Genomic DNA, 20,027 nt, shown 5'->3' with positions numbered 1-20,027 from the left:
GGCCGGCAAAGAGAAAATGGTCATTCGCATTGCCTTGGCGCGCAAGCTCCTCGTCAGACTCAATGCAAAAGCTCGCGATGCGCGAGCCCAATACGCCAATGCAACTTGACAATCCAGATAGTCGCTCTCTCCTTGTGGGAGAGGGTGGCGCCTCGCGAAGCGAGGCGACGGGTGAGGGGTATCTCACAGCTCGGCAAGCTTTGCGAGAATGTCCTCCAATATGGCCCCGGGTTGCTGCAGCACATCGTTATTCCAGTAACGTGCGGTGCGAAAGCCTTCCGCGATGAGGGCGGCTTCTCTCACCGCCTCTCGTGTCGATGACGCGTGCTGACTGCCGTCTATTTCGATGACGAGGCGCTTCTCGAAACAGACGAAGTCGAGAATATAAGTCTGAAACGGGACTTGGCGACGAAACTTCAGATGTGAAAGGCGTCGATCGCGAAGCAATCGCCACATCTTCGCTTCGGCATCGGTTGGCTCCCGCCGCATCTTCTTCGCGAAGGTGCGGATCCGCTTGGCGATCGGTCGATGGTGTGGTGTTTGCGGCGCGAACCCCTCACCCGGCGCCTCACTGCGTGAGGCGCCACCCTCTCCCACAAGGGGAGAGGGTGAGTTCGCGTGCGGGGCGCGAGGCATCACACCCGCATGGGCATCAGCACGTAGAGCGCGCTCTTGTTCTCCTTGTCCTGCACCAGCGTCGGCGAGCCGGGATCGGCCAGTTTCAAGACCGCGACTTCGCCCTCGATCTGGGCGGCGATGTCGAGCAAATAGCGCGAGTTGAAGCCGATATCGAGCGCGTCGGAGGCGTATTCGACCTCCAGTTCCTCGGTGGCGCTACCGGAATCCGGGTTGGTCACCGACAGCACCAGCTTCCCCGCCGACAGCGACAATTTGACCGCGCGGCCGCGCTCGCTGGAGATGGTCGAGACGCGATCGACGGCGGCTTCGAAATCCTTCTTGTCGACCACCAGTTCCTTGTCGTTGTTCTGCGGGATCACGCGGCCGTAATCGGGGAAGGTGCCGTCGATCAATTTCGAGGTCAGCACCACATTGCCGAGCGTGAAACGGATCTTGCCCTGCGACAGCTCGATGGTGATTTCGGCCTCGGTATCCTCGATCAGCCGCTGCACTTCGCCGACGGTCTTGCGCGGCACGATCACGCCGGGCATGCCGGCGGCGCCCTTCGGCTGCACCAGGTCGATCTGCGCCAGGCGATGGCCGTCGGTGGCGACGCCGCGCAGCGTCGCCTGTTTGGCGCTGCCGGCCGCATGCAGGTAGATGCCGTTGAGGTAATAGCGCGTTTCTTCGGTCGAGATCGCAAACTGCGTGCGGTCGATCAGGCGCTTCACGTCGGCGGCAGGCAGCGCGAAGGAATGCGTCATCTCGCCGGCGGCCAGGTCGGGGAAGTCGCTCTCCGGCAGCGTCTGCAAGGTGAAGCGCGAGCGGCCGGCCCGGATCGCCAGCACGGAGCGGTCGCCATCCGCCTCCAGCACGATCTGGGCGCCGTCGGGCAGCTTGCGCACGATGTCGTAGAACATGTGGGCGGGCACCGTGGTCGAGCCGGCGGTGGCGGTTTCCGCAGCCAGGGTCTCCGTCACCTCGAGATCGAGATCGGTCGCCTTCAGCGACAGCTTGGCATTTTCGGCGCGGACCAGCACGTTGCCGAGGATCGGGATGGTGTTGCGGCGTTCGACCACGCGATGCACGTGGCCGAGCGATTTCAGGAGTTGCGCGCGCTCGACGGTGACCTTCATTGCAATACCCGCCAGATCCCTGAGTGGAGCATGGTCTTAGCCGAAAACCGGTACCGGACCATGCTCTGAGATGGAAAGGCCGGGGCGGCCAATCGGCGCGCCGCGGCGTTTGAGGCCCGAAGCCGGGTCAATCCTGGAATATGACCAAACCGCCGGGGGGACCGCAAGGTGGCGCGGATAGCGCGCAAGTGCAAGGGAGCGGGCTGCCGTTCCCCACGTTTTGCAGGCCGAAAGGCCGTTCCCGCCCCGGAAAAAGGGCGGGAGGGAAGAATTCATTCCTGCAATTGGCGCTTCAGGGATTCGACTTCTTCGGAGAGCGAGGTGTCCTTGGCGACCAGCGCCTCGATCTTGCGCACGGCATGCAGCACCGTGGTGTGGTCGCGCCCGCCGAAACGACGGCCGATCTCCGGCAGCGAACGGAGCGTCAGCGTCTTGGCCAGGTACATGGCAACCTGGCGCGGGCGCACCACGTTCGCCGTGCGGCGCGAGGACAGGAGGTCCGAACGGCTGACATTGTACTGCCGGGCGACAACGCGCTGGATGTCCTCGATCTTGATGCGCTTCGGCTCCTGCGGACGGATCAGGTCGCGGACCTCGCGCTCGGCCATTTCCAGCGTCACCGGCTGGTTGTTCAGCTTGCTGTGCGCGAGCAGGCGGTTGATCGCACCCTCGAGGTCGCGGCCATTATGGGTGATGGTGCGCGACAGATAATCCAGCACCTCATCCGGCACCTCGAAGCTTGCGTGATGGACGCGGGCAGCTGCGACGCGCGATTTGAGGATGCCAAGGCGCAAATCTTCTCCGAGCGATCCCATTTCGACCACGAGCCCGCCGGCAAGCCGCGAGCGCACGCGGTCGTCGAGGCTTTCCAGGTCGGACGGCGGACGATCGGCCGCGATCACGACCTGGCGGCCGGCATCGATCAGCGCATTCAGCGTGTGGCAGAACTCGGCCTGGGTCGATTTGCCCTGCAGGAACTGCAGGTCGTCGATCACCAGCACGTCGATGCCGCGCAGCGCTTCCTTGAACGCCAGCGCCGTCTGCGTCTTCAGCGCGGCGACGAAGCCGTACATGAATTTTTCCGCGGTGAGATAGAGCACCTTGCGCTCGCCGCCGGAATTGCCGGCCCAGGTCACCGCCTGCAGGAGATGGGTTTTGCCGAGCCCGACACCGGCATGGATGTAGAGTGGGTTGAACATCACGGGATCGCCGCGACGGCCTTCCGCAACCTGGCGCGCCGCGGCATGCGCGAGCGTGTTGGAGCGGCCGACCACGAAGCTTGCAAATGTGAGCCGCGGATCGAGCGGCGAGCCGCCGAGCGCATCGTGGCTCGCAGATACCGGCGCGGTTGCGATCGAACGCAGTTCCGCCGACGGCCGTCCTTCCGGCCGCTCGACGCGGCGCGTTTCCGCCGGCGCAGCAACTTCCTTCGCGGTGGCCACAGGCCGCACCGCCGAGCGCACGGTGAGATCGATGCGGTGCACCTCCGGCATCTCGGCCTGCCAGCAGGAGAGCACGCGATCGGCATAGTGGGCCTGGATCCAGCTCTTCAGGAATCGGGTCGGAACCGACAGGCGGACGCTTTCGTCCTGCACGCCCTCGAGATCCATGCGCGCAAACCAGCTCGTATAGACATCCTCGCCAACGCTCGTCCGCAACCGTCCCTTCACCCGCGACCAGCGATCCTGTTCCGTGTTTGTCATTGCCTGAAGACTTTTCTCAAGAGTAGTGCCGTTGTTTGTGAAAGCGCCGTGCATGTTTCTTGCCACGACGCGACCTCGAGCGAGGCTGCCTCCGGACACACTACTCCCGTTCGGCGAGATCGCCGCGCGGCAGATCATGTGCTGGAAGAGACGTGCGCTCGCGAGGTCAGCGCGTACTCGACGGAGTATCCGGAGTTCGCGTGGGGGTGTCTGCGGGAGTGGGATCCAAAGTGTCGAATACGAACTTGTCTGAAATGCGCAATTCGAATGCTGCGATGGTTCCGTAAATCATACTGCCTCCCCCTCCCGCCGCGATTGCGCGCGGCGAGCAATCCGCTCGCAAGTGTCCAAATTCAGTGTGCCGCTACCGAACATCGGAGTGCCCAGTGCTGCGCCGCCGCGTAGTTCAGTCATCGTCAACCCATTCACGGGCCCCGCGTTCCTCGCTACCTGAGCTGTCGGCCTGCTTATGTGTCTCCCCAGTTTGCCTCTCTCGCAGCGCGGACGCATCGATCGAGAAATCCAGACACAGAACAGCCGTTCTCATATTGCTATGAGCTGCCAACTCAGCTTCGCTTGGAAAGCGTCGCTAACGCGCACACCGCCGCCGATTTGCACGTCCGCCCGTGGGTCTAAAATCGCGCTGATCTTAAGAGCCGTGGGCGCCGCGAACGCATAAACAAATACACCAAGCGCGATTTCTGACAATCCGTTGTTTGTCTCCGGCGGAGTGAGTCTTCGCAGGTGTTGCGGCATTGCAATTGCGAAACCCGAAAGCAAGTTTTTGAATCACCGCGCAGATTCGCGCGTGTCACAAAGCGCCGTGTAATGGAAAAAAAAGTTCATAAAATATTTACGTACCATCTCGGCGGCGCCAATTTTCAAACAAGTTGGCTTCGCTATGTAGGTAAGTGATTAGTGAGACGAAGTTTTTCGCGATTGCTTTTGCAGGGTAACCCTTCGCGGCTTTTCGGCATTGGAAATGTTTAGCGCTATTCCATTTAGGTAGCGCATGCGTGCGTATTTATTCGCGTATGTGCCAATCCAGCGCAGCAAGAGCTGCAGCCGGTAGAACTACGGACGCACCGAATGCGACGCGCGCTGTTGCGCAGCGACGAGCCAATGCGCGAGAACAGAAACGTTCAAGCTGCACAAAAGAAAAGGCCCGGCGCGATCGCCGGGCCTCTGACGAAAATGTTCTTCTGTCAGTTCACTTCGCCAGCTTGGCGATCTGATGCGTCAGGCGCGAGACCTTGCGGCTCGCAGTATTGCGGTGAACGATGTTGCGCTGTGCAGCCTTCATCAGCTCAGGCTCCGCGTGTGCCATCGCCTTCAGCGCTGCATCGCGATCGCCGCGCTTGATCGCTTCTTCGACCGAGCGAACGGCGCCGCGCATCTGAGTGCGGCGCGACTTGTTGATGATGGTGCGGCGAGCAATCTTGCGGGTCGCCTTCTTGGCGGAAGTGGTATTGGCCATGGTCTCAATTGTCCTTCGGCGTTGGTCGCTCTGTTGGTCGGGCTCGAGCGCGCCGGCCGTTGAAATCGCGTGATCTACTCTGCTGTGTTTTCGAGATGCGTTCCTGAGGGAGCCGTGTCCAGAAGCAAAAGTCCCGGCAGCCGCCCGTCAAAAGAACAGCGGCGGCAGGATTGCGCCCGCCGCCATTGGAGCGTCTTATAGAGGGGCCGGCATTCAGCGTCAACGTTTTCCGCCCGGCCAGCACGGCCGGAATCCGGCAGAAAATGGCCGCCAAGGTGCTGAACAGGTTGAATTTCCGCCCTCACTGCCGTTAATGGGGCCTTGTGATGGAGCCTTGGCGCGCTTGCGGCGGACCGGGACTAGGGTGAGGCATGATCCGCGGATTTTTTCGGCTAATCGGCCTGCTGCTGCTGGCCGGCGGATTCGTTTTCATGGTCTATGACGGCGCCCGCTTCGTCGCCGATCAGACCCTGCGCTTCACCCGCTTCGGCCAGTTCTGGAACGACATCCACCAGTCGAGCCAGGCCGCATTCCGCGCCTGGATCGAGCGCACCGCGCCCTTCCTCTGGGACAGCGTGGTCAAGTTCATCCTCGACCAGCCGGTCTTTGTCGTGCTCGGCGTCGCCGGCATCCTCTTGATGATCCTGTTCCGGCCGCGCAAGCCGCTGATCGGCTACGCGCGGGATTGATTGGAACTTTGCTCCTTTTGGTTGTCGGCGCGTAACGGGGCTGCCAGGTCGGCCGTAAACACCTATATTAGGGGCCAAGCCGGTCAAAGCCGCTCTGGCTCACGCCGGCGTCCCGCCTGGAGGTAATCCATGTTGTTCATGCGCAAGACCACCGCGTTGCCGAGTGCAGCCGAAGCGCTGCCGGGACGCGCCACGCCGATCCCGACTGCGACCACCCACTTCGTCAATGGCAGCAAGCTGCAGCCACCTTACCCCGAAGGTCTGGAGCAGGCCATGTTCGGGCTCGGCTGCTTCTGGGGCGCGGAGCGCAAATTCTGGGAACTCGGCAACGGCATCTACACGACCGCCGTCGGCTATGCCGGCGGCTACACGCCGAATCCCACCTATGAGGAGGTTTGCTCGGGTCGTACCGGCCACACCGAAGTGGTGCTGGTCGTGTTCGACCCGAAGAAGATCTCCTACGAGCAGCTCCTGAAGACGTTCTGGGAGAATCACAACCCGACGCAGGGTATGCGCCAGGGCAATGATGTCGGAACGCAATATCGCTCCGCGATCTACACGTTCAACGAGGCGCAGCAGAAGGCCGCGGAGGCCTCGAAGAACGCCTATCAGAAAGCGCTCTCGGGCAAGGGCCTCGGTCCGATCACGACCGAGATCGCCAAGGCCGGCGAGTTCTATTTCGCGGAAGACTATCATCAGCAATATCTCGCCAAGAATCCGGCGGGCTATTGCGGTCTCGGCGGCACCGGCGTGTCGTGTCCGATCGGCGTCGGCGTCACCGCCTGATCGCGCTCTCCCTCTCCCCGCAACAGCGGGGCGAGGGAGGTTATCACTCCCGAACAACCATTTGTTAACCATAACCGGTGCAAGACTAGGCTGTCTCGCTTTTCAGGGATGGCCACGGTGCAGGTTGCGCGCGCGTTTCGATTGCCGATCACTGCCGTCATGACCGCACTCGTGTTGTCGGGCTGCATGCGCACGACTGGTCCCGTCGCGGTTGCGCCGGCGCCGAGCGATCTTGACTCCATGGCCTATGGCGCACCCGCCACGCCTGCGCCTGTTGCGGTCGCCGACACTGGCAGCGGTGCGATCGGCGCGCTCCGCAATGCCTTTGCCGCTTCACCCCGCGCGGCCTACGCGGCGGCGCCCGGGGCATTTCGCTATGACTCGGCCTATCATCTCGATGCCGGCGACCGGCTGCGTGTTGTGGTCTACGGCCAGGAAGGTCTCACCAACACCTACGCGATCGATGCCGCCGGATCGATCACCATGCCGCTGATCGGGCAGGTGCCCGCGCGCGGCCGGACGACATCGGGGCTCGCAGGCGAGATCGCGGCCAAGCTGCGCACGGGCTATATCCGCGAGCCGTCGGTCGCCGTCGAGATCGAGGCCTATCGGCCGTTCTTCATCCTCGGCGAGGTCGCCGCGCCCGGACAATATCCGTACGTGCCCAACATGACCGTCGAAAGCGCGGTCGCGATTGCCGGCGGCTTCTCGCCGCGCGCCAAGCGGGACATGGTGACGTTGACGCATACCGATGCCAACGGCTCGGCACGCTACACGGTGCCGCTCGGCACACCGATGAGCCCCGGTGACACCGTGTTCGTCGGCGAGCGGTGGTTCTAGCCGAAAATTCTCTCTGCTCGTCATTCCGGGGCGATGCGCAGCATCGAACCCGGAATCCATTTCGCCGCCGCACTGCGGCCCGATGGATCCCGGGCTCACGCTTCGCGTGCCCCGGAATGACGAGAGAAAGCTATGCGCGCAAATGCTTCGCGAAGAACGCTAGGCTGCGCGGCCAGGCGATGTCGGCGCTGGCCTTGTCGTAGCTTGCCCGTTCGTCGCAGTGAAAGCCGTGCTGCGCGCCGGGATAGATGTGGACCTCGACCTCGGGCCGCTTGGCCTTGATGGTCTCGACATCGGTCAAGGGAATCCCGCTGTCCTTCTCGCCGAAGTGCAATTGCGTCGGCACCTTCGGCTTGTCGTCGGCAAAGCGGACGACGGCGCCGCCGTAATAGCCGACGGCTGCCCTCAGGCCGGTCAGCTTGGTTGCCGCGGCATAGGCGACGCTGCCGCCGAGGCAGAAGCCGATGATGCCGACCGCGCCGACATCCTTCACGGCGTCGATGGCGGCCTGGGTGTCGCGCAGCATCGCCGCCCAATCCGGATTGGCGACGAATTTGCGCGCGACCGCGATTTCGTCCGGAGAGTAGCCGCTCTGGAAGTTCGGCTCGCTGCGATCGAAGATCGAGGGCGCGATCGCGACATAGCCTTCCTGTGCCAGCCGGTCGCAGACCGAGCGGATGTGGTGGTTGACGCCAAAGATCTCCTGGATCACCACGATCGCGCCCTTTGGCGCTCCGGCGGGATCCGCGCGGTAGCCGCCGAGTTTGAAGCCGTCAGAAGCCGTCAGTGTGATGTCTTGTCCCACGGGGTCATCCCTTCGCGTTTGAGGGTTGCAGTTGCGTTTTCTCGAAAGAGCAGCGGCTGACTGGATCATGATCCGATTAGAAGGGATCGGATCATGATCCATCTCCTTGTTTGAGCATGATCTCCGCGCAAACGCTTCGCGTTTATCGCGAGGGAAAACCGGTTTCCACTTTTCCGGATCATGCTCTACCGCCACATCCAGTTCTGGCCCCAATCGGCTTTCCAGCCGGCGAGCCGCCCTTTGCGGAATTGAAGAAACAGCCGGTCCTTGTGCGGGAACAGGCCACTGCCGCCGATGTCGCGGAAGGTGAGATAGATCTCATTGCCGCGACGGCCGCTGACATAGATGAGGGGTGTGCCGAGCGCGCGCGACGTCTCTTCCACGTCCATCCCGAACACCAGCGGCGCGTTGTTCGACAGCGTCGCCGTGAAGTTGGATGGCGCAGGAGCAGGACCGCCAAATGGCGGCAGGTGTTGCGCGCAGGCCGGCACCGCAGCAGCGGTGAGCACGAGCAGCGCCGCGGCGATCATCCTCATGACGCAGCCCTCTGCGTCGACTGCGCCTCGAGGCTATCGAGGAACGGCAGCACCGCCTCGATGAAGGCCTGCGGCTGATCGATATTGACGGCGTGGCCGGCAGCCGGGATCACGACCTTCTGCGCGCCCGGAATCTTGGCCGCCATGTAGTCGGAGGCAGCAAGGAACGGCGCATCGTCGGCGCCGACCACGATCAGCGACGGCACCTTGATCTCGGGCAGCGACTCGATCACGCGCGCATCGCGCTGGGTCAGCATGCCGCGCGCGGCACGCGCGAGACCCGAGGCATCGCGGTGCGTCACCGTCGAGCGCTCGCGGCTGAATGATTTCAGGAGATCCAGGCCCTCGCGCTCGAACTTTTCAGCGGTGTCGTAAGCGCGCTTGTTCCAGGCGTCGCGGGCATCGTCCTTCTTGAAGCCCGGGCCGGTGTCGATGATCAGCAGCGCCCGCACCCGCTCCGGGTGGGCGCGGTAGAATGCCAGCGACATATAGCCGCCGAGCGAGAGCCCGCCGACGATCGCCTGGTCCGCGCCGATCGCATCGAGCAGGGCGGCCATGTCGGCGACGGTCAAAGCTTCGCTATAGACCGCGGGATCGCTCGGATAGTCCGACTGGCCGTGGCCGCGCATGTCCCACAGTACCAGCCTATGGCGTTTCGACAGCGCCGCGATCTGGCCCTGCCACATCGCCGAGGTCGATGAATAGCCGTGGGTCAGGAGCAAGGGCGGGCCATCGCCGTGGACTTCGTAATGGATCTCGACCCCGTCGCGGTTGATCTTCGGCATTGCGTTTCCCCGACCAGACTTCCAGCAGCCACGCTGCATGATCATCCTAGCGCGAACCGTTCGTGGCTGGGAAATGCGGAAATGGAAGGTGATGCCGGCGCCAAAGCGATCGCTTTGACAAGGCGAGGACATAATCTTTCCGCAACGCACAACCGAATGCTTTTCGCCTCGAGCGTTTCCAAACTGGATTGCCTCAAATCCGGTTCCAGATCATGCTCGCGCGCTGCCGGCATCGACCCGGTGGGTGCCGGCCCGATACCCAACAAGTGAGTTGCCGCCGTAAGCGGCTTCCAACACCGGAAGGGGAAACGCAATGCCTAACCTCACGATCAATGGACGGAACATGTCCGTCGAGGCGGCCGGCGATACGCCGCTGCTATGGGTCATCCGCGAGCAACTGCAGATGACCGGAACGAAATTCGGCTGCGGCGCAGGCCTCTGCGGCGCATGCACAATCCACCTCAACGGCGAAGCCGTGCGCTCCTGCCAGACTTCGGTCAGCGAGGCCGTCGGCAAGAAGATCACCACCATCGAAGGCCTCTCCGCCAAAGGCGATCATCCGCTGCAGAAAGCCTGGATCACCGAACAGGTGCCGCAATGCGGTTACTGCCAGTCCGGCCAGATCATGCAGGCGGCGGCACTTCTCTCCAGGAATTCCAATCCGACCCGCGACGAAGTGGTCGCGCATATGGACGGCAATCTCTGCCGCTGCATGACCTATTCGCGGATCCAGAAGGCGATCATGCGTGCCGCATCCGAAATGCGCACCGCATCCAACGCCGGAACCGAGCGGAGGTCCACATGAACAGCCACGTGAAAATCGCATCCGGCGCTGCCGATCTCAGCCGTCGTTCGTTCCTGGTCGGTTCCGCCGCAACCGGCCTCGTGCTTGGCTATGCCGCCGTTCCCGGCCTCGACCGGGCACTTGCGGCGCCATCCAATTTCGAGCCCAGCACCTGGTATTCGATCGCGCCCGACGGCATCGTGACCGTCACTTGCGGCAAGGCCGACATGGGCCAGCACATCGCCTCCACGATGGCGCAGATGGTTGCCGAAGAGCTCGGCGCGAACTGGAAGGACATGCGGGTCCAGCTTGCCTCGAACGATCCGAAGTTCAACGATCCCGTGCTGGGCGCGCAGATCACTGGCGGAAGCTGGTCGACAATGATGAACTTCGACGCGATGAGCCGCGCGGGCGCGGCGGGACGGATCGCGTTGACCGAAGCGGCAGCGTCGGTGATGGGCGTGCCTGCGGCCGAACTCGTGGTGCGCGATTCCGTGATCTCGCATCCGAAATCGAAGAAATCGATGAGCTTTGCCGACATCGTCAAGAGCGGCAAGGCGACCAAGACCTTCACGCCGGACGAACTCAAGGCGATCAAGCTGAAGACCCCGGATCAGTACACCCTGATCGGCGTGTCGGTGCCGCAGCTCGACATTCCCTCGAAGACCAACGGCACGGCCAAATACGGCATCGACGTCATGCTGCCGGGCATGGTCTATGGCCGCGTGGTGACGCCGCCGGTGCGGTTCGGTGCCACCGTGAAGTCGGTCGACGACAGTGCCGCAAAGAAGGTGCCGGGCTTCATCAAGACCGTGGTGCTGGACGACAAGACCGGCAGCACCTCCGGCTGGGTGGTGGCGGTCGCGAGCACCTATGCCGGCGCCAAGAAGGCTGCGGACGCGCTGAAGATCGCCTACGACAACGGTCCGAACGCAAAGCTTTCGAGCGAGTCGCTGCTGAGCGAAGCGAAGAGGCTGCAGGCGCTCGACGACTCCGGCCAGTTCTTCGTCAAGGATGGTGATACGGCAGCGGCGTTCGGCACGGCGGCAAAGGTGATGGAGGCGGAGTACACCACCAACATCAACATCCATGCGCCGCTTGAGCCGATGAACGCCGTGGCCGAGTTCAAGGGCGACATCCTGCATATCTATTCCGGCAACCAGTTCGCGACGCGCACCGGCCAGATCGCGGCGGCCGTGGCCGGGATCGATCCCAAATATGTCGTGATGCACCAGATGTGGCTGGGTGGCGGCTTCGGCCGGCGCCTGGACGCCGACATGATGATCCCCGCCGTGCAGGCAGCCAAGGCCGTCGGCAAGCCGGTCAAGATCATCTATTCGCGCGAGAACGACATGACCATGGACTACTCGCGGCCGCTGACCTACCAGAAGGTCAAGGCGGGCCTCGATGCCGACGGCAAGCTGATCGCGCTCAATCACGACGTGGTCTCGGCCTGGCCGACCGCCCGCTGGGGAATCCCCGATTTCCTGACGCCATCGGTCGACAAGAAGGGCCCGCTCGACTCCTTCACGGTGAATGGGGCGGACTTCTTCTACACCGTGCCCAACCATCAGGTGCGGGCGATCAAGAACGAGATGGCACACAATGCCACGCCATCCGGCCAGTTGCGGTCGGTGGCGCCCGGCTGGACCTTCTGGGCGGTCGAAAGCATGATCGACGAGCTCGCACATGCATCCGGCAAGGATCCGGCGCTGTTCCGCATCGAGCTGCTCGACGGCAAGGGCAAGAATGATGGCGGCGCACAGCGCCTGCGCAACACTTTACTCGCCGCGATGGGCCTCGCCGGCTATGGCACCGGCAAATTGCCAGAAGGCGAGGGCATGGGCGTGGCCTGCGTGTCGTCGCAGGAGCGGGCCAGCGCAAGCTGGACCGCGTGCGTCGCCCATGTCGCGGTGGCGCCGTCGGGCGAGGTGAAAGTGAAGAAGCTGACGGTCGCGACCGACGTCGGCATGCAGGTGCATCCCGACAACATCCGCGCCCAGGTCGAGGGCGCAGCGCTGTGGGGGCTCTCGCTTGCCATGTACGAGAAGGCGACGCTGAAGGACGGCGGTATCGAGCAGACCAACTTCGATACCTACACGCCGTTGCGGATGAGCCAGATGCCGGAGGTGGCGGTCAACGTCATCGCCAATGGCGACAAGCCGACCGGGGTCGGCGAGCCGGCGGTCACGGTGATCGCGCCGGCACTCGGCAATGCCATCTTCAATGCGTGCGGCGCAAGGCTTCGCGCGCTGCCGATCACCGCGGACGCGGTGAGGGCGGCGATGAAGGCGTAAGGCATTCACGCAATAGCAGCGATCCGCCGGAGATGCTCTCCGGCGGATTTTTCTTGCGTACCGTCGTCGTCATGCCCCGCGCAGGCGGGGCATCCAGTAACCGCCGAGTGGTGGTGTGTCTCACCGGCGCTGATGGTTACTGGATCATCCGCCTGCGCGGATGATGACAGTTGTGAGCGTGGCCGCGTTGCGTGCGCAATAAGCAAGTCCGTAAAATCCTAGCGTTTTCGCTAGACCCGCATTCATCATCCCCATTAAGCCGCAGAGAACCCATTCTCCGCTAGCCTCGGTTGTCGATCGTCATTGCGCACGCCCAGGAATTTCATGACAGCGTTTGCCAACAAGACTTCGTCGCGACGCCGCCTGTTGCTGGCGTCGGACCGAAGCGACCAAAGCAGCGAACTGGCCCGGATCCTGAGATCGGTCGGCGAGGTCGACACCATCTCGACCGCGGAGATTCCCGAGAAGCCCGCAGGCGATTTTTCGGGCATTGTAGTCGACATCAATCTGCGCTCGCCCGAGAGTGTGCAGCTCGTGCGTAACAGGCTCAGGACCGAAGCCTATCGCGAAATGCCGCGGCTGTTCGTGCTGCAGGACGCATTGCACCACGCGACCATGCAGGCCTGGGCGCTGGGGGCCACCGACACGATCTCGCGTCCGTTCGACGCCGCCGGACTGTTGCAGCGCATCCGCTCCGCGTTTCCGAACGAAGACGGCTACGATGAAACCGATCGCGGCAAGGCGCTGAATCGCGGCGTCGAGGCGGCGCATGCGGTGATGGTCAAGATCTTCGAAAGGCTGCCTGCCGGTGTGCCGCTGAAATTCAGCGACATCGTCGCCGCCGAGAGCAAGATCCTGAAAGCGATCAAGCACTCGTCCTTGCGCGAATGGCTGACCATGGTCGGCTGCCATCACACCGACACCTATCGCCATTGCCTGTTCGTCACCGGCTTTGCGGTGGCATTCGCGCAGCATCTCGGCATGCGCGAGGATGACCAGCGCCGTCTTGCCCGCGCGGCGCTCCTGCACGATGTCGGCAAGGCGTTCATCCCGATCTCCATCCTGGACAAGCCGACCGAACTGGCGGCGGACGAGATGGTCGAAATGCGCGAGCATCCGCGGCGCGGCTACGAGGCGCTCTCGGCCCAGGGCGGCTTTCCGCCTGAAATGCTCGATGTGGTGCTGCACCATCACGAGATGCTTGATGGCTCCGGTTATCCGAATGGCCTCCACGGCAGTCAGATCAGCGACATCGTGCGGCTCACCACCATCGTCGACATCTACGCCGCGCTGGTGGAGAAGCGCGCCTACCGGCTGCAGTTCACCCACGCCAAGGCGTTCGCGATGATGGAAGACATGGGCGAGAAACTCGATCAGCAATTGCTGCAGGCGTTCCGCCCGGTCGCGTTCGGGTATTATTGATTCGTACCGCTCCTCCGTCATTGCGAGGAGTGAAGCGACGAAGCAATCCATGCCTCAGCACGCGGCGAGATGGGTTGCCTCGCTTCGTTCGCAATGATGTGACGAGAGGCTGGGCGGAATGACGCGTCAGCCCCTCACTCCAGCATCTTTCGCAACTCCGCTTTCGCGACCTTCTCCAGGGTCGAGCGCGGCATGTCGTCGACGAAGCGGATTTCGCGCGGCACCTTGAAGTCGGCGAGCGCGCTGCGGCAGGCCGCCATGACATTGTCATGCAGGTCGGCGGGCGCGCGGTCGACGCCGCCCTGCGGGATGATGAAGACCACCGGCACCTCCTCGAGCATCGGATGTTTCTTCGCAACCACCGCCGCCTCGCGCACGCCCGGCACCACGGCGATCACCTGTTCGATCTCGGAGGCCGCGACGTTCTCGCCGCCGACCTTCAGCATGTCCTTGGCGCGGTCGCCGAACTTGATGAAGCCGTGTTCGAGCAGCGTGACGCGATCGCCGGTCAGGAAATAGCCGTGCTCGTCGAAGCTTTCACGCGTGGCCTTTTCGTTGTGCAGATATTCCTTGAACAGCGACAAGCCGGGAATGCCCTTGATCGAAAGATTGCCGGTGCCGCCGACTTCGGTCGCCGAGCCGTCATCATTGGTGATGCGGATGGAGTATTCGCTCGCCGCGCGGCCGATCGACATCGGCGTATTCGGCTGGTCGACCTCGCCGACGATGCCGTGGGTGATGGTCTCCGTCATGCCCCACCAGCCGATGGTCTTGACGCCGAACGCCGCAAACGGCGGCGGCTCAGACACCGCCGTGCCCCAGAGCCGGAACTTGTGGTTCTCGGGGATCTCGTGCTCCAGCAGCGCTTTCATGCAGAACGGAATGGTCGAGGTCCAGGTGCAGCCATGTTCCAGCGCGACTCCCCAGAACCGGCTTGCGGAAAAGCGCGGCTGGATCACGCTGGTAGCACCGACCCAGAGCGTCGCCAGCATCGAGTAAGCGAGCGCATTGGTATGGAACAGCGGCAGGTAGATCTGGTGCACGTCGCCGGCATGCAGGTCCTCGTGCGCGGCATTGACCTTGGCGCCCCACAGCGCATTGGCATGGGTCCATAGCACCGCCTTCGGGCGCGACGTCGTGCCGGACGTATACTGCACGCTGCAGGGGGCGAGCGGGTCGGTGGCGCGCCGCGGCCGGTCGGCGCTGTCGGCGAACAGCGCTTCGAAACTGTCGCCGCGTGGCGTGGCCTGTGCCGGCGCGGCGCCGGCGTTATGCGAGATCACTGCAATCCAGCGCAGTTCGCGGCAATTGGCCGCGACGAGTTCGGCATAGGCCGGCTGGGTGATCGCGGCGACCGCGCCGCAATGTCCGGCGAAATATTCCATCTCGGCGGCGGCCGAACGCGTGTTGGTGGTGACCGCGACCGCGCCAAGCTCGACGCAGGCGAACCAGGCCAGCATCGCCTCGATGCAATTGTCGAGATGGATCAGCACATATTCGCCGGGCCTGACGCCGCGCCTTGCGAGCCCCGCGGCCAGCGCGCCGACGCGCTCGTGAAATTCGCCGTAGCTCCATCTCCGCGCCGGCGCCTCGAACGGTGCCCAGATCAGGAACGGATGATCGCGCCGGACCTCCGCGCGCATCCGAAGCAGCCATGGCACGTCGAGGCCTGCGAACGGGCCGACGATACCAGGCGCTGCCTGTGAATTGGTCATGCTTTCCTCCCGCGCAGCCTTGCTGGCTGCCGTCGTTTTGCTTGTTAGGGGAGCATTTGTGCCACCGGATCTCGCGGCGAGCAAATATTACGGGCAGAAGCCCTCCACGTCGTTGCAAGTCATCGGGCGGCGCTGCGCGCCGACCCGTTGACTCGCAATGACGGCATCAGGAGGCATCATCCTCATAGGATGAAATCTCGATCAGGCTGCCGTCGGGATCGCGGCAATAGACCGAGCGCAGCGTGCCGCGTGCGCCCTGCTTGGCCGAGGGGCCTTCCTCGATCCTGACGCCGTTGGCGTTCAGATGCGCGACGACCTCATCGGGCGTGCTGGAGGTGAGGAAGCAGAGATCCTCGCTGCCGGGCGTCTCGTGGTCGGCCGTGAACCAGTCGATCTTGGAGGCATTGCGCGGCCGCACATTGATCTTCTGGTTGCCGAACACGAGCGAGGTCCGCGGCGCCTTGCCCTCGCCCGGGTCGAACACCTTGACCTCCATGCCGAGGATCCTGCTGTACCATTCGGTGGAGCGCGCCACGTCGGACACGTTGATCACGAGATGGTCGAGCGCGTTCACCTTGACGGTCATGGCCTCATCCTTTCGTCGCGGTCCAGCACGCAGGGTGCATACTGGCTGTCCGATGCGTAGTTTGTTACAACGCACGGCGTCGTCAGTTCAACAGAAACGGACCGGGGTGTGAACCCGGCCATATCGGAGGAAACTTCATGATTTCACGCCGTACCGCGCTTGGCCTGATCGGTTCCGGGATTTCGACATTTGCGATCGGCGGCGCCTCGGCGGCGGACTATCCGGCACGGCCGGTCCGCTGGATCGTCGGTTATCCGCCTGGCGGCGCCACCGATATCCTGGCGCGCCTGATCGGGCAGCGATTGTCGGAGAAGCTCGGACAGCAATTCGTAATCGAGAACAAGCCCGGCGCCGGCAACAACATCGCCACCGAGGCCGCGATCAATGCCGAGCCGGACGGCTACACCGTGCTGCTGGTCAATCCCGCGAACTACATCAACGCCACGCTGTATGCGAATCTGAAGTTCAATTTCGTTCGCGACATCGCGCCGATCGCCTCGTTCCAGCGGGTGCCGAACGTGATGACCGTCAACAAGGATGTCCCGGCCAAGAACGTCGCCGAGTTCATCGAGTATGTGAAAGCCAATCCCGGCAAGGTGAACCTGGCCTCATCGGGCAACGGCACCTCGGTGCATCTCTCCGGCGAGATGTTCATGGCGATGAGCGGCGCCAAGATGCAGCACGTGCCCTATCGCGGCGCAGCACCTGCGATCACCGACCTGCTTGCCGGTCAAGTGCACGTGATCTTCGACAACATGCCCTCGATCATCCAGCATATCCGCTCCGGCTCGTTGCGGGCGCTCGGCGTCACCACGACCGAGCGTTCGCCGCAACTGCCGGACGTGCAAGCCGTCGCCGAGACCGTGAAGGGTTATGAAGCGAGCGCCTTGTTTGGCATCGGCGCGCCAAAGAACACGCCGAAGGAGATCATCACGAAACTCAACAGCGAGATCAACGCCGTGATGGCCGAGCCGGCGATGAAAACACGTTTGGTTGAACTGGGCGGCGAGCCGCGCATCCAGACGCCGGAAGCGTTCGGCGCGGAGATCGTCGCCGAGACCGAAAAGTGGAGGAAAGTGGTCGAGGGCGCCGGGCTGAAGGTGGAATAGGGGTGCGACAAAGCCTCCTCCCGAACCTTCCCGCGACAATCGCGTTCTGAACCTTGAGGCCAGCCATGCGACTACGCAGATGCAGGCCAGCTTGGCCAAGGCGAAGGAGAACGACGATGCGCAAACTGATGTTGGCAATGCTGGCCGTGACGGCCGTCGGGGCGGGTGTCACCGCCGGCTCCGCTCCCGCCGCGGCCTATGACTATCCCTGGTGCGCGCAAGGCCGAGGCTTTGGAATTCCAGGCGACTGCTCCTATCAAACCTATGCGCAATGCATGGCAAGCGCGTCCGGCCGTAACCTCTATTGCAACATCAATCCGCGGGTCGCCTTCGGCCAGCAGCAGCCGCCGCGTCGCGGCCGCGTGCCCAGGGACTACTATTATTACAACTGAAATCGGCGGACGGCGTGCCTCGCGCCGTGCCTACCATCCCGCGCCTTCGCAGTGCCAGTTGATGCGCCCTCTCCCCTTGTGGGAGAGGGCTGGGATGGCATCGGCAACAAATTCACTTGGGTGAGGGGTTCTCTCCACGCATACAGTTGCCCGCGGAGGCAGCCCCTCATCCGTCGCGCATTGCATGCGCCCTTCCCTTCTCCCACAAGGGGAGAAGGGAAGGGCGCACGTCGCGCTTGCCCCCTCTTTCTGAGAGCCAAATTTTCCCGCGATACGAGCCATTGACTCGTGATTGATCGGGCCTATACTAAACCATATGGTTAAGTATATCGACGATGCGCTGGATCGCACCTTCGCGGCGCTTTCCGATCCCACTCGCCGCGCACTTCTGGGGCGGCTCGGCGACAAGGACGGCTTGTCCGTGAGCGAATTGGCGCAGCCATTTCAGATGTCGCTGCCCGCGATCATGAAGCATCTCGACGTATTGTCGGGTGCGGGCCTGATCGCGCGCGAGAAGACCGGCCGCACGGTGGCGTGCCGGCTGACTGCGCGACCGATGGAGCAGGCGATGGATTGGCTCAATCGCTACGCGCGCTTCTGGTCCGACAATTTCGATCGCCTTGCCGCCTTCGTGGAGGAAGACCCATGTCCATCAGCACCGCCAAGCCCGGCGCCGCCGCGCGCCCCGGCCTCACCCTCACGCGCCGTTTCCGCGCGCGGCCGGAAAAAATCTACGCCGCGTGGACCGAACCGGAAAGCCTAGTGCAATGGTTCGGGCCGGCGAATGTGAAGCCCGGCTCGGTGCGGGCCGAGCTCGACGTCCGCGCCGGCGGGCGCTACCGCATCAGTTTCAGCGGCAACGACGGCGAATATCACGAAGTCGGCGGCGTCTATCGCGAGGTCGTGCCAAACGAGCGATTGGTTTTCAGTTGGGCCTGGCATTCGACGCCCGAGCGCGAGTCGCTGGTGACCGTATCGCTGAGGCAAGATGGCGCCGGCACGCTGCTGTCCTTGCATTACGAACAGTTCGCCGACGAGACCGCGCGCGACAATCATGAGCGTGGATGGACCGAGCTGTTCGCCAAGCTGGAAAATTTCGTTGCCTGAACTCTGTCAAAGGAGGGTGCCATGCAGCCACACAAGGTCGTGTCACGCGAGGAATGGCTCGAAGCCCGCAAGGTGCACCTGGCGCACGAGAAGGATTTCACCCGTGCCCGCGATGCCCTCAGCGAGGAGCGCCGGGCATTGCCATGGGTCAAGGTCGACAAGGCCTACATGTTCGATGGCCCAAACGGCAAGGTGGCGCTCGCCGACCTGTTCAGAGCCAGGCTGCAACTCGTCGTGCAGCACTTCATGTTCGCGCCCGATTGGGACGAAGGCTGCAAGAGCTGCTCGTTCTGGGCCGACGGATACGAACGCATGATCCCGCATCTTGCGGCGCGCGATACCACACCGGTGGCGATCTCGCGTGCGCCATTCGAGAAGCTGGAAGCATTCAGGAAGCGGGTGGGCTGGACGTTCGACTGGCTATCCGCGGCCAACAGTGACTTCAACCATGATTTCGTGGTGTCGTTCACGCCGGAAGAAGTGAAGTCGGGGGCCAAGATCTATAATTTCGGCACCTCCGGCTTCGGTGTCGAGGAGGCGCCGGGCATCAGCGTGTTCTACCGCGATGAGACCGGCAGCATCTTCCACACCTATTCGTGCTTTGCCCGCGGCACCGACATGATGAACGCGGCCTATCACTATCTCGATCTCACGCCGTTCGGCCGTCACGAAGAGGACCTGCCCTATCCGATGGATTGGGTGCGGCACCGTGACCAGTACCAGCCGACACCGGTTCAGGCATCCTGTTGCCATAGCTGAGAAGCAAGCGCCGTTATTTCGTGTTCACCCGTGTCCCGGAACGACGGTGCGTGTACATGATAAACAACAGGAACCGCCTATGGCCTATGTCGATGGCTTCATCGTCGCCGTCCCGAAGAAGAATCTTGCCGCCTATGCCCGCCTGTCGCGGAAGTGCGGCAAGATCTGGCGCGAATATGGTGCGCTGGATTATCGCGAATGGGTCGCCGAGGACGTCAAGCCGGGCAAGCTCACCTCGTTCCCGCAGAGCGTCAAACTGAAGGCGGGCGAAACCGTGGTGTTCGCCTGGATCACCTACAAATCGCGCGCCCAACGCGACAAGATCAACGCCAAGGTGATGGCGGATGAGCGTCTCAAATCGATGGCGAACGGCCAGTCGATGCCCTTCGACGGCAAGCGCATGATCTATGGCGGATTTGCGAGCCTGGTGAAGGTCTAGCGGCAGCGGCGCTACACAAACTGTTTCCGCGAAGAGAGCCGA

21 protein-coding genes and 1 pseudogene are annotated in these 20,027 nt (G+C 63.1%); 13 read left to right on the top strand and 9 right to left on the bottom strand.

The features are described from left to right. Nucleotides 1-109 (top strand): annotated as a pseudogene (locus I6F35_RS40650) (IS110 family transposase); the annotation flags it as partial. A 74-nt stretch (nt 110-183) separates the two neighbouring features. Here I6F35_RS40650 and I6F35_RS34445 read toward each other — a convergent pair. From I6F35_RS34445 to rpsT, 4 genes are all read right to left on the bottom strand, one after another. Further along, nucleotides 184-636, bottom strand: coding sequence for a DUF559 domain-containing protein (locus I6F35_RS34445; protein ID WP_225122093.1), 453 nt, complete (start codon nt 634-636; stop codon nt 184-186). Continuing rightward, entirely contained in the window at nt 636-1,754 is a 1,119-nt protein-coding gene (gene dnaN / locus I6F35_RS34440; RefSeq protein ID WP_225122092.1) for a DNA polymerase III subunit beta, read from the bottom strand. The genes I6F35_RS34445 and dnaN overlap by 1 nt, the downstream gene beginning before the upstream one ends. 272 nt (nt 1,755-2,026) lie before the next feature. Beyond that, complete coding sequence (gene dnaA / locus I6F35_RS34435) at nt 2,027-3,457, bottom strand: chromosomal replication initiator protein DnaA (RefSeq protein WP_225122091.1); 1,431 nt, start codon at nt 3,455-3,457, stop codon at nt 2,027-2,029. A 1,210-nt stretch (nt 3,458-4,667) separates the two neighbouring features. Next, nucleotides 4,668-4,934: a 30S ribosomal protein S20 gene (gene rpsT / locus I6F35_RS34430; protein ID WP_028162524.1), complete on the bottom strand. Its 267-nt coding sequence runs from the start codon at nt 4,932-4,934 to the stop codon at nt 4,668-4,670. A gap of 371 nt (nt 4,935-5,305) precedes the next feature. Here rpsT and I6F35_RS34425 point away from each other — a divergent pair, with 371 nt between their 5' ends. From I6F35_RS34425 to I6F35_RS34415, 3 genes are all read left to right on the top strand, one after another. After that, the gene (locus I6F35_RS34425) at nt 5,306-5,623 is read left to right on the top strand and encodes a hypothetical protein (RefSeq protein ID WP_225122090.1); all 318 of its coding nucleotides are present in this window, start codon (nt 5,306-5,308) and stop codon (nt 5,621-5,623) included. 129 nt (nt 5,624-5,752) lie between these two features. Further along, a complete protein-coding gene (msrA, locus tag I6F35_RS34420; protein WP_225122089.1) occupies nt 5,753-6,409 on the top strand; it encodes a peptide-methionine (S)-S-oxide reductase MsrA in 657 nt (218 codons plus the stop codon). A gap of 159 nt (nt 6,410-6,568) precedes the next feature. Beyond that, a complete protein-coding gene (locus I6F35_RS34415; protein WP_225122097.1) occupies nt 6,569-7,249 on the top strand; it encodes a polysaccharide biosynthesis/export family protein in 681 nt (226 codons plus the stop codon). Between the two features lie 130 nt (nt 7,250-7,379). Here the strand turns inward: I6F35_RS34415 and I6F35_RS34410 are convergent, their stop codons facing one another. The 3 genes from I6F35_RS34410 to I6F35_RS34400 all read right to left on the bottom strand — a co-directional run bounded on the left by I6F35_RS34410 (nt 7,380) and on the right by I6F35_RS34400 (nt 9,375). Continuing rightward, on the bottom strand, nt 7,380-8,054 hold the full coding sequence (locus I6F35_RS34410; protein ID WP_225122088.1) for a dienelactone hydrolase family protein: 675 nt from the start codon (nt 8,052-8,054) through the stop codon (nt 7,380-7,382). A 185-nt stretch (nt 8,055-8,239) separates the two neighbouring features. Continuing rightward, a complete protein-coding gene (locus I6F35_RS34405; protein WP_225122087.1) occupies nt 8,240-8,590 on the bottom strand; it encodes a hypothetical protein in 351 nt (116 codons plus the stop codon). Beyond that, a complete protein-coding gene (locus I6F35_RS34400) occupies nt 8,587-9,375 on the bottom strand; it encodes an alpha/beta fold hydrolase (protein WP_225122086.1) in 789 nt (262 codons plus the stop codon). The genes I6F35_RS34405 and I6F35_RS34400 overlap by 4 nt, the downstream gene beginning before the upstream one ends. Nucleotides 9,376-9,688: 313 nt before the next feature. On the opposite strand from I6F35_RS34400, the gene I6F35_RS34395 reads away from it, so the two are divergent. The 3 genes from I6F35_RS34395 to I6F35_RS34385 all read left to right on the top strand — a co-directional run bounded on the left by I6F35_RS34395 (nt 9,689) and on the right by I6F35_RS34385 (nt 13,878). Then, nucleotides 9,689-10,180 (top strand): (2Fe-2S)-binding protein, encoded by a 492-nt coding sequence (locus I6F35_RS34395; RefSeq protein WP_225122085.1) that lies wholly within the window; start codon nt 9,689-9,691, stop codon nt 10,178-10,180. After that, complete coding sequence (locus I6F35_RS34390) at nt 10,177-12,456, top strand: molybdopterin cofactor-binding domain-containing protein (RefSeq protein ID WP_225122084.1); 2,280 nt, start codon at nt 10,177-10,179, stop codon at nt 12,454-12,456. Before I6F35_RS34395 ends, I6F35_RS34390 begins: the two co-directional genes overlap by 4 nt. 324 nt (nt 12,457-12,780) lie before the next feature. Next, nucleotides 12,781-13,878 (top strand): HD domain-containing phosphohydrolase, encoded by a 1,098-nt coding sequence (locus I6F35_RS34385; protein WP_225122083.1) that lies wholly within the window; start codon nt 12,781-12,783, stop codon nt 13,876-13,878. A gap of 134 nt (nt 13,879-14,012) precedes the next feature. Here I6F35_RS34385 and I6F35_RS34380 read toward each other — a convergent pair whose 3' ends face one another. After that, nucleotides 14,013-15,593: an AMP-binding protein gene (locus tag I6F35_RS34380; protein ID WP_225122082.1), complete on the bottom strand. Its 1,581-nt coding sequence runs from the start codon at nt 15,591-15,593 to the stop codon at nt 14,013-14,015. 166 nt (nt 15,594-15,759) lie between these two features. Continuing rightward, complete coding sequence (locus I6F35_RS34375; RefSeq protein WP_225122081.1) at nt 15,760-16,179, bottom strand: VOC family protein; 420 nt, start codon at nt 16,177-16,179, stop codon at nt 15,760-15,762. A gap of 137 nt (nt 16,180-16,316) precedes the next feature. Between I6F35_RS34375 and I6F35_RS34370 the strand changes: the two genes are divergently transcribed. The 6 genes from I6F35_RS34370 (at nt 16,317) to I6F35_RS34345 (ending at nt 19,985) form a co-directional block, all read left to right on the top strand. Next, on the top strand, nt 16,317-17,288 hold the full coding sequence (locus tag I6F35_RS34370) for a tripartite tricarboxylate transporter substrate binding protein (RefSeq protein ID WP_225122080.1): 972 nt from the start codon (nt 16,317-16,319) through the stop codon (nt 17,286-17,288). Nucleotides 17,289-17,404: 116 nt separating this feature from the next. Then, nucleotides 17,405-17,680 carry a DUF3551 domain-containing protein gene (locus tag I6F35_RS34365; RefSeq protein ID WP_225122079.1) on the top strand — a complete coding sequence of 92 codons (276 nt, stop codon included), beginning with the start codon at nt 17,405-17,407 and terminating at the stop codon, nt 17,678-17,680. Nucleotides 17,681-17,996: 316 nt separating this feature from the next. Further along, a complete protein-coding gene (locus I6F35_RS34360) occupies nt 17,997-18,443 on the top strand; it encodes a metalloregulator ArsR/SmtB family transcription factor (RefSeq protein WP_225122078.1) in 447 nt (148 codons plus the stop codon). Further along, complete coding sequence (locus tag I6F35_RS34355; RefSeq protein ID WP_346283231.1) at nt 18,443-18,787, top strand: SRPBCC domain-containing protein; 345 nt, start codon at nt 18,443-18,445, stop codon at nt 18,785-18,787. The genes I6F35_RS34360 and I6F35_RS34355 overlap by 1 nt, the downstream gene beginning before the upstream one ends. Before the next feature lie 21 nt (nt 18,788-18,808). Continuing rightward, nucleotides 18,809-19,546 carry a DUF899 domain-containing protein gene (locus I6F35_RS34350; protein WP_225122076.1) on the top strand — a complete coding sequence of 246 codons (738 nt, stop codon included), beginning with the start codon at nt 18,809-18,811 and terminating at the stop codon, nt 19,544-19,546. Between the two features lie 79 nt (nt 19,547-19,625). Next, entirely contained in the window at nt 19,626-19,985 is a 360-nt protein-coding gene (locus I6F35_RS34345; RefSeq protein WP_225122075.1) for a DUF1428 domain-containing protein, read from the top strand. Nucleotides 19,986-20,027: the final 42 nt, after the last annotated feature.

Source organism: Bradyrhizobium sp. BRP22 (genome assembly GCF_020194175.1).
GTDB lineage: Bacteria > Pseudomonadota > Alphaproteobacteria > Rhizobiales > Xanthobacteraceae > Bradyrhizobium.
The sequence above is the reverse complement of the archived record's forward strand: the minus strand, read 5'-3'. Positions and strand labels throughout refer to the sequence as shown.

Bases quoted from the DNA above. Each gene is read 5' to 3' on its own strand.
- I6F35_RS34445 (WP_225122093.1), bottom strand. From the start codon at position 636: ATGCCTCGCGCCCCGCACGCGAACTCACCCTCTCCCCTTGTGGGAGAG.
- dnaN (WP_225122092.1), bottom strand. From the start codon at position 1,754: ATGAAGGTCACCGTCGAGCGCGCGCAACTCCTGAAATCGCTCGGCCAC.
- dnaA (WP_225122091.1), bottom strand. From the start codon at position 3,457: ATGACAAACACGGAACAGGATCGCTGGTCGCGGGTGAAGGGACGGTTG.
- rpsT (WP_028162524.1), bottom strand. From the start codon at position 4,934: ATGGCCAATACCACTTCCGCCAAGAAGGCGACCCGCAAGATTGCTCGC.
- I6F35_RS34425 (WP_225122090.1), top strand. From the start codon at position 5,306: ATGATCCGCGGATTTTTTCGGCTAATCGGCCTGCTGCTGCTGGCCGGC.
- msrA (WP_225122089.1), top strand. From the start codon at position 5,753: ATGTTGTTCATGCGCAAGACCACCGCGTTGCCGAGTGCAGCCGAAGCG.
- I6F35_RS34415 (WP_225122097.1), top strand. From the start codon at position 6,569: ATGACCGCACTCGTGTTGTCGGGCTGCATGCGCACGACTGGTCCCGTC.
- I6F35_RS34405 (WP_225122087.1), bottom strand. From the start codon at position 8,590: ATGAGGATGATCGCCGCGGCGCTGCTCGTGCTCACCGCTGCTGCGGTG.
- I6F35_RS34400 (WP_225122086.1), bottom strand. From the start codon at position 9,375: ATGCCGAAGATCAACCGCGACGGGGTCGAGATCCATTACGAAGTCCAC.
- I6F35_RS34395 (WP_225122085.1), top strand. From the start codon at position 9,689: ATGCCTAACCTCACGATCAATGGACGGAACATGTCCGTCGAGGCGGCC.
- I6F35_RS34390 (WP_225122084.1), top strand. From the start codon at position 10,177: ATGAACAGCCACGTGAAAATCGCATCCGGCGCTGCCGATCTCAGCCGT.
- I6F35_RS34385 (WP_225122083.1), top strand. From the start codon at position 12,781: ATGACAGCGTTTGCCAACAAGACTTCGTCGCGACGCCGCCTGTTGCTG.
- I6F35_RS34380 (WP_225122082.1), bottom strand. From the start codon at position 15,593: ATGACCAATTCACAGGCAGCGCCTGGTATCGTCGGCCCGTTCGCAGGC.
- I6F35_RS34375 (WP_225122081.1), bottom strand. From the start codon at position 16,179: ATGACCGTCAAGGTGAACGCGCTCGACCATCTCGTGATCAACGTGTCC.
- I6F35_RS34370 (WP_225122080.1), top strand. From the start codon at position 16,317: ATGATTTCACGCCGTACCGCGCTTGGCCTGATCGGTTCCGGGATTTCG.
- I6F35_RS34365 (WP_225122079.1), top strand. From the start codon at position 17,405: ATGCGCAAACTGATGTTGGCAATGCTGGCCGTGACGGCCGTCGGGGCG.
- I6F35_RS34360 (WP_225122078.1), top strand. From the start codon at position 17,997: ATGGTTAAGTATATCGACGATGCGCTGGATCGCACCTTCGCGGCGCTT.
- I6F35_RS34350 (WP_225122076.1), top strand. From the start codon at position 18,809: ATGCAGCCACACAAGGTCGTGTCACGCGAGGAATGGCTCGAAGCCCGC.
- I6F35_RS34345 (WP_225122075.1), top strand. From the start codon at position 19,626: ATGGCCTATGTCGATGGCTTCATCGTCGCCGTCCCGAAGAAGAATCTT.